This window comes from Nonomuraea sp. NPDC003727, assembly GCF_053586935.1.
This window is the reverse complement of the sequence record NZ_JBSFNE010000006.1, coordinates 103610-116078: the sequence shown is the minus strand read 5'-3', so window position 1 is coordinate 116078 and position 12469 is coordinate 103610. Positions and strand designations below refer to the sequence as shown.

Genomic DNA, 12469 nt, shown 5'->3' with positions numbered 1-12469 from the left:
GTGGCCATCGTCACCGAGGCGCGCCCCCGGGCGGCCGCCCGGGGGAAGCAGACCATCAGGAACAGGGACGGCTGGTGGGCCGCGTTCTTCCTCGGGCCGCAGCTCGTCGCGCTGGCCCTGTTCCTGGTCTTCCCGCTCGGCTTCGCCGTCGTGCTGGCCTTCATGCGATGGGACGGGCTCGGCGAGAAGGACTGGGTGGGCCTGGACAACTTCGCCGCCCAGCTGTCCGACCCCGAGTTCGGGCTGGCCGTGTGGAACACGATCAAGCTCGCGCTGCTGACCGTCCCGTTCGGGCTCGCCCTGGCGCTGCTCATCGCGATCGCGCTGAACAGCGTCAAGGGCAGCGGCTTCTACCGCGTGCTGTACTTCATGCCGGTGGTCACCAGCTCGGTGGCCGTCGCGCTGATGTGGCAGATCATCCTGGCCGGCGACGAGTACGGCGTGCTGAACACCTCGCTGCAGCGCTGGTTCGGCATCACCGCGCCCGACTGGCTGCGCGACCCCGGCTGGGTGATCGTGGCCATCGCCGTCGTGACGATCTGGTCGTCCCTCGGCCTCAACGTGGTGATCTTCCTGGCCGGGCTGCAGACCATCCCGCCGCAGATCGTCGAGGCCGCCAGGATGGACGGCGCGGGCAGCCTGCGCATCTTCCGTTCGGTCACCCTGCCCCTGCTCTCGCCCACCATCTTCTTCTCGACGGTGGTCGCGGTGATCAGCTCGTTCCAGGCCTTCGACCAGATCTACGTGCTGGTCAACCCGAAGTACAACGAGGGCGCCCGCACCATCGTCTACCAGGTCTACGAGCTCGGCTTCCAGGACTTCGAGTTCGGCATGAGCAGCGCCGCCTCGCTGATCCTGCTGGTCCTGACGCTGCTGGTGACCCTTGTCCAGTTCGCCGCGCAGAAGCGCCTCGTCCACTACGACACGTGAGGGAGCCCGGATGCGACACCGGCAGGTAGCCCTGCACGCCGCGCTCACCATCGGCGGGCTGGCGATGCTCTTCCCGTTCGTATGGATGCTGCTGACGTCCTTCAAGGGCGTGCGGCAGATGCTCAACAACCCGCTCGACTGGCTGCCCGCCCCGTGGCGGTGGGAGAACTATCCCGACGCGCTGGCGGCGATGCCGTTCGGCACCGCGTACTGGAACAGCTTCTACATCGCCGTGCTCAACGTCGCGCTCACGCTGCTGACGTCGGCCATGGCCGCCTACGCCTTCGCCCGGATCAGGTTCAAGGGTTCAGGCGTGCTGTTCGTGGTGTTCCTGGCCACCCAGATGGTGCCGGTGCAGGTCACGATCGTCCCGCTCTACCTCATGCTGGCGGAGTTCGGGTGGATCGACTCGCACCTGGCGCTGATCGTGCCGACGATCGCGAACCCGTTCGCGGTGTTCCTGCTGCGCCAGTTCATCAGGGCGGTGCCGGTGGAGCTGGAGGAGGCCGCCAGGATCGACGGCGCGGGCCGCTGGCGGTGCTTCTGGAACGTCGTGCTGCCGAACATCCGCCCTGGCCTGGGCGCGCTCGGCATCATCGCCTTCCTCGCCTCGTGGAACTCCTTCTTCTTCCCCCTGATCTTCCTGAACTCGCCGGAGCTGTTCACGGTGCCGCTGCTGCTCAGCCAGTTCTCCGGGGAGCGCACGGCGGTCGACTACGGGCTCATCCTGGCGGGGTCGGCGATCGCGGTCGTGCCGACGCTGATCGCCTTCCTGATCGGCCAGCGGAAGATCATCAATTCGATGGCGGCTTCCGGACTGGGTGGACGCTGATGCTGGATCTGAGAGAACGGCCGTTCACCGACCGGGGCTCCCGGCTGCTGGTGATGGCGGCCGACGACGGCTCCCTGTGGATCGCCAGAGCCCTGTACGAGACCCGGCTGAGCGACACGACCGTCCTCACGGGCCTGCGGGTCCTCGCCGGTGACAGGCAGCTGCCGGTACGGCAGGCGCTGCCGGACCGGATCGACTTCGCCGGCGGCGTGGCGATGGCCTTCGCCGGGCCCGACACCATCGTGCTGACCGGCAGGGACGCGCGGGCGGTGTGGGACGGCGGCGAGGCGGACATCGACGGCTGCCTCACACTGGTCGGCTCCCCGACCGGCGACGGTCCCGGCGTGCTGGCGGCCGCCGCCGCGCGCTGGCGTGACTGGTTCGCCGCCATGCCGTCCGTGCCGCAGGCGTTGCGCGAACGCGCCGAACAGGCGTGGTGGACGCTCGGGGTGAACCTGGTACCGATCAGGGGCAGGCAGTCGCTGATCCCCTCCAAGTACGGCTACGTCGGCCTGTGGAACTGGGACTCCTACTTCCACGCCATCGCGCTCAGGCACGCCGACCCCGCGCTGGCCAGGGAGCAGATCCGCATCCTGCTCGACAACCAGCGCCCGGACGGCCTCATCCCCGACGTGGTCCACGACCACGGGGTGCTCAGCGAGACCACCGACCTGCCCCGCTCGGACCTGGCCCGCCTGGCCCAGCACGTGGGCGGCGAGCCGGTCCGCGAGGTCGTGCCCGTCACCAAGCCGCCGCTCACCGCCTGGGCGGTGTGGAAGATCCACGAGGTGGACCCGGACCCCGACTTCCTGGCCGAGGTCTTCGAGCCGCTGGTCCGCTCGCAGGAGTGGTGGTTCACCCACTCCGACCCCGACGGCGACGGCCTGGCCGAGTACCTCCACCCGTACTCCTCGGGCCTGGACGACAGCCCCGTCTGGGATCACGGGCCGCGCGCCGAGCCCCCCGACCTCAACTCCTACCTGGCCCTGCAGTACGACCGGCTGGGCGACATCGCCGCCGCGCTCGGCCGCGACCCGTCGCCGTGGCGGGCCAGGGCGCAGGAACTGGTCGACCGCATGGTGGCGCGCCGCTGGACCGGCACGCGGTTCGTCACCAGGGTCGGCGGGCAGGAGGTGGCGGTGCGCACCCCGCTGGAGCTCATGCCGCTGCTGACCGGCCGGCTCCCCTCGGACATCGCCGCCCGGCTCGTCGCGGACCTGCGCTCGCCGAGCTTCTGGGGCGAACGTCCCGTGCCCACCGTCGCCTTCGACGACCCGAGGTTCGACCCCGACGCCATGTGGCGCGGACCGGTCTGGCTGAACATCAACTACCTGCTGATCGAAGGGCTGCGCCGGTCCGGCCACCCCGGGACGGCCCGCGAGCTGCGGCGGCGCACGCTGGCGATGGTCCGCGACGGCGGCGGCCTCTACGAGTACTGGAACCCGCTGACGGGCCGCAGGGCCGGCCGGGCGACCAGCGGGTTCGGCTGGTCGGCCGCGCTCTTCCTCGACCTGGCCCACGAGGACCTCCTCGATCCGGCCCGCGAGGAGACGGCCGGCGCGGCGCAGTGACCGCACCGGGGGCGCCGTCCCGAGCGGGAGGCGCCCCGCAAGGTCACGCCAGGCCGGCCTCGCTGCGCAGCAGCGCCGCAAGGGCCTCCCCCGAGACGGGCAGGCCCTTGTGCGCGAACCAGGTGGCCACGTTGCGCGCGTCCCGGTCCAGGAAGTCGGGCCCCGTCGGGTGCGCGATCACGTCGACGATCTGCGGCAGGTCGATGATCACCAGCCGGCCCTCGTGCACCAGCAGGTTGTACGGCGAAAGGTCGCCGTGCGCCAGCCCCTCCCCGGCGAGCGTCACCATGGCCGCCACCAGCTGCTCCCACAGGTCGTCGAGCCCCTCGTCGACGGTCGCCAGCCGGGGCGCGGCATAGCCGTCGGCGGTGCCGACGAACTCCTCCAGGATCTCGGTGCCGAGGATCTGCACCGGATACGGCACCGGCAACCCCAGCTTCCACAGCCGCACCAGCGCCGCGAACTCCGCCTGAGCCCACTGCCCGGCGATCACCTGCTTGCCGAACGCGGTCCGCGAGGCCATGGCCCTGCTCGCCCGCGAGTCGCGCATCCGGCGGCCCTCCAGATATCCGGCGTCGCGGTGGAAGAGCCGGTGGTCGTTGGACCGGTAGCGCTTGGCGGCCAGCAGGCACACCCGGTCGGTGTCGGGAACGCCGCGCGAGATGAGATGGACGTCGGCTTCCTTGCCGGTCTTGAGGATGCCGAGCTCGGTGTCGACGGCGGCCAGCTCGGTCACCAGCCAGTCGGGATGCGGCCGGGGGCCGCGCTCGGTCGGGGTGCTGAGATCCCAGGTGGACCAGCGGTCACCGGCGGGCGGCCCGTCGAGGTCCACGGGGTTGTTCTCGAGCCACTCGAGGTCGTCGGCGTCGAGACGGTTCTTCTTCGGCACGGTGGTGTTCTCCTGATGAGAATGCCCACCGGCGCGCGATCAGGTCGGAAGCTGACCGGTGGGGAGGAAACAGGACGCGAAAAACGGCATGCGAACAGTCGTCGTCACGGTTGACCCTCCTTTCGGTTGAAGCTCCGACGAGTGTGCCGGAGCGAAAACCGGCGGCGCAACGTATTTTCGGTCGCCTACCATCGCGGCATGGAAAGGTGCGCGGAGTGCGGCCGGCTGCCGTACGGCGGAGCGCCGGGCTGCGGTCGCTGCCTGGCGCTGGTCGACCGCATCGTCGAGGACGGCTACCAGGCGTTTCTGGCCGAGCAGGGGTTCGAGGACGACCCGGCTCTGGCCGAGATGATCGTCGATGAGATCAAGGGCTACGACTGGCGGGTGGTCGACGCCGCCTTCGATCGCCTGACCTGCGCGCGGTGCGGCAACCGGCGGGGCAGGGGGCCGACCGGCTGCCCGCCGTGCGACCTGGACGAGGGGTTCCGCTACGCCGCCCGCGAGGTGGACCGGCCCGGTGTGGCGCCGCGCAACGAGCACGCCGTGCGGGTGGGCGCCGCCGTCCTGCGCAACGGCCACCGGCACTCGCCGCGGGCCCTGCTCAGCTGGCAGATCAGCTTCCCGCTGGTGATGGGCGGCGCGATGCTCACCACGCCGCAGGCCCAGGCCCTGCGCGCCCGCATCAACAAGGGCGCCGCCTACGAGGAGCTCGCCACCGAACTCGTCATATGACCTGGTCGAGATCGAGGTCGATGTCCACGTCGAACCCGACATAGGTGTGGAGCTTCTCGCGGTGGATGCCGGTGGGGACGTAGGCCTTGACCGCCGGTTCGAGCTCGAAGGTGTAGACGACGGGCCGGTCGTCTTCGAGTTCGATCCGCCAGAAGTACTTGATGCCCGCGTCGGAGTACTTGATGGGCTTGGTCTGCCGGTCGCGATCTCGGGATTCGTCCGAAACCACCTCGACGACCAAGTGGACGTCTTCCCGCTTGAACGATGTGACGTTGCCGACGATCGCCGATCTGTTGACGACGAGGACGTCCGGCTCGGGGCGCTGGCGCAGGCCAAGAGTGACGCTCATCTCTCGGGCGACCGCAAGATGAGCGGGCGGCCTGATACCCAGCTGCCGGTCTCTGAGCAGGTCGATCACGAGCATATGGCGGTAGGTCTGCGGCGACATCATGACGAGGGACCCATCGATCAGCTCGACGTGCTTGGGCGCGTCGGGGGGGAGACGATCGAGCATGTCAGCGGTCCACCCGCCTGGAGGACCCGGCCAGAACCACTCGGGAAGTGCGGTGGTCATCGGGTACCTCCTCCGGGGGGATCACGCGACGGATCCATGATGACACAGTCGGTGACCGTCAGGTCTGGTCTCGGCGCTCCTGCAGGGTCTTGCGGTAGAGCTCGTCGATCTCGTCCAGCGGGTCGACCGTGCGGCGGCGCGACTCGATCTCCAGCTCGGTGCGGGCGTGCAGCTCGTCGATGCCGGTGCCGGCGTGGTGGACCTGGCTGTCGAGCAGATCGGCCCTGATCCTGGCGCACATGGCGGTCAGCTTGGCCTGGTGCTCGCGCAGCCGGTCGAGCGTGACGTGGTCGATGTACGGCGACACGCGGCGCTGCTGGGCGTAGATCCCGAGCTGGGTGTCGTGCACGTCGGCCTGGCGCGACAGCTCGCCCATCAGGTGCGGCAGGTCGCCGAGGCTCCAGCCCTGCTGCGTCGCCGCGTCGATCGCCTGGCGGGTCATGGAGACCTCCCGGCGCAGGTCGAGGCGGAGCCGCTCGACCTCGGCCGCGTCGCCCACGCCCATGGCGTTGACGTGGGTGGCCAGGCGGGCGGTGACCTGCCGGGCCGACCGGCTGGCCCGCTTGCCGACCTTGACCAGGGCGTAGACGGCCACACCCGCGAGCGCCAGGAAGATCAGGACGATCGCGAGCAGGATCAGAAGGAATGTGCTGATTGGAGGGACCTCCCGTCCGGCCTTTACCTGAGAGGATAAGCGATCCCTGGCGGCCGGGCGCGGCTCGTTCGGAGGCGGCGACGGACGTGCGGGCGCCAGGGCGGGGGCACGTCGCCCGCACGTCGTCCCGTCGAAGGCTAGGGGCCGGGCCGGGTCTTGGGATCAGCCTGCCGGGTGAGATCGGCTCACCTCCTCGACGGACTGCGCACCTTCCTGAACAGCCGCCACGCGAGCACCGCCATCCCGATCATCAGGAACAGCACCAGAACCGGCAGGAAGATGGCGACCAGGCTCACGCCCAGCGAACCGGCGTCCTCCACCGTGCTGGCCACGGGGCCGCCCAGCCCTCCGGTGGTGGCGTTGACGACCGGCCTGGCCGTGGACTTCAGCACGTGCACGGCCAGCGCGGTCACGATGCCGATCAGCCACCCGGCCCACGGGTGCTCCGCCATCCAGGTGGAGTTGTCGAACTCGGCGGCGGCCGCCGTGGCGCTGAAGACCACGCCGCCGGACGCGGGCCGTATCGCGGTCTGGATGGCGTCGTTGACGCTGTCGACGACCGGCACCTTGTCCAGCACGAACTCGGCGAGCAGCAGCACCGCGATGATCGCCAGCACCCACCAGTCGGTCAGCCACGCGTAGCCGTCGGGCAGTTTGACCGCGTCCGTGATGTTGGCCAGCACCCCGACGACCAGCAGCGGGATGTAGGCGTTGAGCCCGGCCGCGGTGCTCAGGCCCAGACCGGTCAGTGCTGCGAGCATGGTGTTCCCCGTCCTGTACGGCCGGCACCCCACAGCCCGCCGCGGTCATTGCGTGACCCTCCGTCCTTCACGCTAACGCCGGCCGAACCGCGGTGCTCGCCATGGCGTCGCACCCGACGCCGGATCTTCCCCGTACTGTGACCCGTGACCCGTGACCCGCGGGCCTGTGGCGCCTGCGGCCCGTGACCCGCGGTCTGCGGCCGTGGTTTGCGGCCCGTGGTCTGCGGCCCGTGACACCTGACCCGTGGCGCGTGGCCTGCGGTCTGTCTGCGGGCCGTGGTCCGGTCAGCCGGTGATGGCCGACAGCCGTTCGACGGCCGCGGCGAACTCCTCCATCATCTCGTGCACCACCCTGCGGGCCGGCTTCACCTGGTCCAGCTGCCCCACCACCTGGCCGACGAAGTAGTTCGCCAGCTCCACCGCCCCCGGCTCGCCCCGTTCCGCGGCCCGTACCACGTGCGCCATCGCCGACTCGGCCAGCAGCATCTGCGAGGGCATCCCCAGCGGTCCCGGGCTGTCCTCGCCGCCGTCCCAGGCGGCCGTCCACGCCGAGGCCAGCTGACGGGCCGGCTTGCCCGTGCGCGAACGGGACCTGACGGTGTCGAGCGACGAGGCCGCCAGCATCTTGCGCTTCACCGACGGCGGCGTCTCGGCCTCCTCCGTGGTCAGCCATACCGACCCGCACCACACGCCCTGCGCGCCCAGCGCCATCGCCGCCGCCATCTGCCGTCCCGACGCGATGCCGCCCGCCGCCAGCACGGGCACCGGGTCCACGGCGTCCACGACCTGCGGCACCAGCACCATCGTGGCGATCTCACCGGTGTGGCCGCCGGCCTCGGTGCCCTGCGCGACGATGAGGTCGGCGCCCGCCGCCACCTGCCTGCGCGCGTGTTCGACGGTGCCCACCAGCGCGGCGACGGGCACGCCTGCGTCCCTGGCCATGGACACCATCGGCGGCGGAGGCGGCCCGAGCGCGCTTGCGATCAGGCCGATCCTGTGCTTGAGCGCCACCTCGACCAGTTCGGTGGCACCCCTCGCGGTGACGCGCTCGCCGAGCCCGCCCACCGGGCCCGCGTACGGCACGCCGTACCGCTGGAGCAGGTCGGCGGTGAAGGCGAGGTGAGCCGGAGGGATGGCCGGGCGCGGACCCTCGGTCCTGCCGGGAACGAGCACGTCGACCCCGTAGGGGCGGCCGCGGACCTGGGCGTCGAGCCGGCTCAGCTCGGTCTCGAGCTGCTCGGCGGTGTAGGCGACGGCGCCCAGGACGCCGAAACCGCCTGCGTTGGTGACCGCGGCGACCACGTCGCGGCAGTGGCTGAAGGCGAACAGGGGGAACTCGACGCCGAGGCGTTCACAGATCGCGGTCCGCATGACGTGACGCTAACCCCGGGGCCGGGCGGCTGCCAGAACCTCCGAGCCCGGGCCGCCGACAGAACCCCCGGGCCGGGCGGCTGCCAGAACCCCCGGGGCCGGGCCGCCGGCAGAACCCCCGCCCCGGCTCCCTGCGGGTGGTGCGGCGGGCGGGGTCAGGCGGTGGCCTGGCGGTCGAGCGGGGTGACGCCGGGCGGGTGCCAGCCGAGCTCGGGCGTGTAGCTCCTGACCAGCTTGGCCGGAACCCCCGCGATCACGCTGTGGTCGGGGAACTGCCCCCGCACCACCGCGCCGCCCGCCACCACGCACTGCCGTCCGATCCTGGTGCCCGGCAGGATGATGGCGCCGGTGCCCAGCCACGACCCGGCGCCGATCGAGACCGGATTGTTGCGCGGCCACTGCCGGCCGATCGGCGTCTCCGGGTCGTCGTAGACGTGATTCTGGTCGGTGATGTAGACGTAGGGGCCGGTGAAGACGTGCTCGCCGATGTCGATCGACTGGTGGGCGACGATGTGGCTGCCCCTGCCGATCGAGCAGCTCCCGCCGATCCGCAGGATGGAGGCGGGGCCGAGGTCCACGCCGGGGCCCATGCCGCACGACAGCGAGACCCGCTCCCCGATGAGCGTGTGGTCACCGATCTCGATCCACCGCTCGCCGAAGATGGCGCCCACCGGGAAGGCGATGCTGACGCCCTCGCCGAGCCTGCCGAAACGGTATCCGGCGGGGGTGGCGGGCGTGATCGCTCCCGCGGCGCGGATGGCGGCGTAGGCGCGGTGAACGAGGGAGCCGACCGCCCGCCGTACAAGTGACATAGGGCCCAAAGTTACTCTCTGGTACGCCGTTAGGGCATGTCGGGGCGCCGTTTGATATCCTGAGAGCCCGTGGACGTCAACGCCACACCTCGAGCCACGGGAGACTTCTTGCGCAGCGCATCGCAAACCAAGCATCTGTTCGTCACCGGCGGTGTCGCCTCCAGTCTCGGCAAGGGACTCACGGCCTCCAGCCTGGGCCGCCTGCTGAAGGCCCGTGGGCTGCGGGTCACCATGCAGAAGCTCGACCCCTACCTCAATGTCGACCCCGGCACGATGAACCCCTTCCAGCACGGAGAGGTCTTCGTCACCGACGACGGCTCTGAGACCGACCTCGACGTCGGCCACTACGAGCGCTTCCTCGACACCGACCTGCACGGCTCGGCCAACGTCACGACCGGTCAGGTCTACTCCAACGTCATCGCCAAGGAGCGGCGCGGCGAGTACCTCGGCGACACCGTCCAGGTCATCCCGCACATCACCAACGAGATCAAGGACCGCATCCGCGGCATGGCCGGTCCCGACGTGGACGTGGTCATCACCGAGGTCGGCGGCACCGTCGGCGACATCGAGTCGCTGCCCTTCCTGGAGTCGGTGCGCCAGATCAGGCACGAGGTCGGCCGCGACAACGTCTTCTTCCTGCACGTCTCGCTGCTGCCGTACATCGGGCCGAGCGGCGAGCTGAAGACCAAGCCGACCCAGCACAGCGTGGCCGCGCTGCGCAGCATCGGTATCCAGCCCGACGCGATCGTGCTGCGCTCCGACCGCCCCGTCCACACCTCCATCAAGCGCAAGATCAGCCTGATGTGCGACGTCGACGAGGACGCCGTGGTCAGCGCCGTCGACGCCGCCTCCATCTACGACATCCCCAAGGTGCTCCACTCCGAGGGCCTCGACGCCTACGTCGTGCGCCGCCTCGGCCTGCCGTTCCGTGACGTCGACTGGAAGGAGTGGGAGCAGCTGCTGCGCCGCGTCCACCGTCCGGCCAAGGAGGTCACGGTCGCGCTCGTCGGCAAGTACATCGACCTGCCCGACGCCTACCTGAGCGTCACCGAGGCGCTGCGCGCCGGCGGTTTCGCCAACGACAGCCGCGTCAACATCCGCTGGGTCAAGTCCGACGACTGCGAGAGCGAGGAGGGCGCGGCCCGCGAGCTCGACGGCGTCGACGGCGTGCTCATCCCCGGCGGGTTCGGCGTGCGCGGCATCGAGGGCAAGATCGGCGCCATCCGCCACGCCCGCGAGAAGAAGATCCCGCTGCTCGGCATCTGCCTCGGCATGCAGGGCATGGTCATCGAGGCCGCCCGCAACCTGGCCGGCGTCGACGACGCCAACTCCGCCGAGTTCGACCCCGACACCAAGCACCCGGTCATCTCCACCATGGCCGACCAGGAGGACGTCGTCGCCGGCGAGCGCGACATGGGCGGCACCATGCGCCTGGGCCTCTACACCGCCAAGCTCGGCGAGGGCACGCTGGCCCGCCAGCTCTACGGCGGCAAGGCCAAGGCCGACGAGCGCCACCGCCACCGCTACGAGGTCAACAACGCCTACCGCGAGCAGCTGGAGAAGGTCGGCCTGGTCTTCTCCGGGCTGTCGCCCGACGGCCGCCTGGTGGAGTACACCGAGCTGCCCGTCGAGCAGCACCCCTTCTTCATCGGCACGCAGGCCCACCCCGAGTTCCGCTCGCGGCCGACCCGCGCCCACCCGCTGTTCAAGGGCCTCATCTCGGCCTCGCTCGCCTACGCGGCGGGCCGCTCGCCCAAGGCGGCAGGCAAGTGAGCTCCGACGCCGGCCTGCCCGTGGCCGACTCTCCCGAGGAGTGGCCGGTCGTCGACTCGCGGGAGCACTTCAGGGGATACGTGATCGGCGTGCGCACCGACACCGTGCGCATGCCGCGCGACGAGGTCGCCCAGCGTGACTACGTCGTCCACCCCGGCTCGGTGGCAGTCCTCGCGCTCGACGCCGACCAGCGCGTCCTGCTGATCAGGCAGTACCGGCACCCGACGCGCCGCCTGCTGTGGGAGCTGCCCGCGGGCCTGCGCGACGTCGAGGGCGAGCCGCTGGTCGCCACCGCCGCGCGCGAGCTGGCCGAGGAGGCGGGCTACAAGGCCGACACCTGGCACACGCTCGTCGACCTCTACACCTCGCCCGGCATGTCCGACGAGCGCATCCGCGTCTTCCTGGCCAGGGACCTGTCCGAGACGGAGATCGACTTCGAACGCCGCCACGAGGAGTTCGACATGCCGGTCCAGTGGGTCCCGCTCGCCGAAGCGGTCGAGAAGACGCTCGAGGGAATGATCCACAATTCCCCGGCCGTGGCCGGTATCCTCGCCGCATATGCGGCGTCGGCCGACGGATTCGCCCACTTGCGGCCCGCCGACGCACCGGAGGCGTGACGGGAGGATCATCCGTGGAGGCAGTGCTCTCCAGCTACCTCGCCCATCTGGCGGTGGAGCGGGGCCTGGCTGCCAACACGCTGGCCTCCTACCGCAGAGACCTGCGCCGCTACGTCGACCACCTGCGGTCGCGCGGCCGGGTCTCGCTGGGCGAGGTGGGCGAGGCCGACGTCCTCGCCTTCCTCGCCGCGCTCCGCGAGGGCGACGGCGAGCACCCGGCCCTGGTGGCCAGCTCGGCGGCGCGCGCCGTCTCGGCCGTGCGCGGCCTGCACAGGTTCGCCCTGCGCGAAGGCGTCACCGGCCACGACCCCGCCCACGAGGTGCGCCCGCCCCGCCAGCTGCGCCGCCTGCCCAAGGCGATCGGCGTCGCCGAGGTCGAGCGGCTCATCGCCGCCTCCGGGCCCGACGGCGCGCCGCTGACCCTCCGCAACCGCGCCCTCCTGGAGCTCCTGTACGGCACGGGCGCCCGCATCTCCGAGGCCGTCGGCCTAGCTCTCGACGACCTCGAGGACGACCAGGTACGGCTGCGCGGCAAGGGCGGGCGCACCCGCGTCGTGCCCGTCGGCCGCTTCGCCAGGGAAGCGCTCGACGCCTACCTGGTGCGGGCCAGGCCGTCCCTGCTCGGCCACGGCAGGGGCACGCCGGCCGTCTTCCTCAACGCCCGCGGCGGCCGCCTCACCAGGCAGGGCGCCTGGGAGGTGCTGCAGGCCGCCGCCGAGCGGGCCTGCCTGGAAGGGATCTCTCCGCACGTCTTGCGGCATTCGTTCGCGACCCACCTGCTCGACGGCGGCGCGGACGTTAGGGTGGTCCAGGAGCTGCTCGGCCACGCCTCGGTGACGACCACCCAGGTCTACACGCTGGTGACGGTCGACAAGCTCCGCGAGGTCTACGCCGCCGCGCACCCCCGTGCCCGCCGGTGATCTATAGTCTTTGCGTCGTGCGGTAAGTCGGC

At 71.0% G+C, this 12469-nt stretch carries 13 protein-coding genes; 7 read left to right on the top strand and 6 right to left on the bottom strand.

The window, feature by feature from the left end; translation table 11 throughout:
* Genes ACWDLG_RS17040 through ACWDLG_RS17030 form a run of 3 tightly spaced genes read left to right on the top strand, consistent with a single transcriptional unit; the run spans position 1 to position 3333 of the window.
* A complete protein-coding gene (locus tag ACWDLG_RS17040) occupies positions 1–930 on the top strand; it encodes a carbohydrate ABC transporter permease (RefSeq protein WP_449920812.1) in 930 nt (309 codons plus the stop codon).
* 10 nt (positions 931–940) lie between these two features.
* Positions 941–1762, top strand: a complete 822-nt coding sequence (locus ACWDLG_RS17035; protein ID WP_449920809.1) for a carbohydrate ABC transporter permease — start codon at positions 941–943, stop codon at positions 1760–1762.
* Complete coding sequence (locus tag ACWDLG_RS17030) at positions 1762–3333, top strand: amylo-alpha-1,6-glucosidase (RefSeq protein WP_449920806.1); 1572 nt, start codon at positions 1762–1764, stop codon at positions 3331–3333. The genes ACWDLG_RS17035 and ACWDLG_RS17030 overlap by 1 nt, the downstream gene beginning before the upstream one ends.
* A 43-nt stretch (positions 3334–3376) precedes the next feature.
* Here ACWDLG_RS17030 and ACWDLG_RS17025 read toward each other — a convergent pair whose 3' ends face one another.
* Complete coding sequence (locus tag ACWDLG_RS17025) at positions 3377–4222, bottom strand: serine protein kinase RIO (protein WP_449920805.1); 846 nt, start codon at positions 4220–4222, stop codon at positions 3377–3379.
* Positions 4223–4420: 198 nt separating this feature from the next.
* Here ACWDLG_RS17025 and ACWDLG_RS17020 point away from each other — a divergent pair, with 198 nt between their 5' ends.
* Positions 4421–4954: a hypothetical protein gene (locus tag ACWDLG_RS17020; protein ID WP_449920802.1), complete on the top strand. Its 534-nt coding sequence runs from the start codon at positions 4421–4423 to the stop codon at positions 4952–4954.
* On the opposite strand, the gene ACWDLG_RS17015 is transcribed toward ACWDLG_RS17020, so the two are convergent.
* From ACWDLG_RS17015 to ACWDLG_RS16995, 5 genes are all read right to left on the bottom strand, one after another.
* Positions 4947–5528 carry a Uma2 family endonuclease gene (locus ACWDLG_RS17015; RefSeq protein WP_449920800.1) on the bottom strand — a complete coding sequence of 194 codons (582 nt, stop codon included), beginning with the start codon at positions 5526–5528 and terminating at the stop codon, positions 4947–4949. The two genes, ACWDLG_RS17020 and ACWDLG_RS17015, sit on opposite strands and share 8 nt — an antisense overlap.
* Before the next feature lie 58 nt (positions 5529–5586).
* Positions 5587–6123 (bottom strand): hypothetical protein, encoded by a 537-nt coding sequence (locus ACWDLG_RS17010; RefSeq protein ID WP_449920797.1) that lies wholly within the window; start codon positions 6121–6123, stop codon positions 5587–5589.
* A gap of 245 nt (positions 6124–6368) precedes the next feature.
* Positions 6369–6944, bottom strand: coding sequence for a DUF4126 domain-containing protein (locus tag ACWDLG_RS17005; protein WP_354910617.1), 576 nt, complete (start codon positions 6942–6944; stop codon positions 6369–6371).
* Between the two features lie 285 nt (positions 6945–7229).
* Complete coding sequence (locus ACWDLG_RS17000; protein ID WP_449920794.1) at positions 7230–8315, bottom strand: NAD(P)H-dependent flavin oxidoreductase; 1086 nt, start codon at positions 8313–8315, stop codon at positions 7230–7232.
* Positions 8316–8470: 155 nt separating this feature from the next.
* A complete protein-coding gene (locus ACWDLG_RS16995; RefSeq protein ID WP_449920792.1) occupies positions 8471–9127 on the bottom strand; it encodes an acyltransferase in 657 nt (218 codons plus the stop codon).
* Between the two features lie 108 nt (positions 9128–9235).
* Here ACWDLG_RS16995 and ACWDLG_RS16990 point away from each other — a divergent pair, with 108 nt between their 5' ends.
* Genes ACWDLG_RS16990 through ACWDLG_RS16980 form a run of 3 tightly spaced genes read left to right on the top strand, consistent with a single transcriptional unit; the run spans position 9236 to position 12437 of the window.
* Positions 9236–10900, top strand: coding sequence for a CTP synthase (locus ACWDLG_RS16990; RefSeq protein WP_354910623.1), 1665 nt, complete (start codon positions 9236–9238; stop codon positions 10898–10900).
* A complete protein-coding gene (locus ACWDLG_RS16985) occupies positions 10897–11517 on the top strand; it encodes an NUDIX domain-containing protein (RefSeq protein ID WP_449920789.1) in 621 nt (206 codons plus the stop codon). The genes ACWDLG_RS16990 and ACWDLG_RS16985 overlap by 4 nt, the downstream gene beginning before the upstream one ends.
* 14 nt (positions 11518–11531) lie before the next feature.
* Positions 11532–12437: a site-specific tyrosine recombinase XerD gene (locus ACWDLG_RS16980; RefSeq protein WP_449920786.1), complete on the top strand. Its 906-nt coding sequence runs from the start codon at positions 11532–11534 to the stop codon at positions 12435–12437.
* Positions 12438–12469 lie beyond the last annotated feature (32 nt).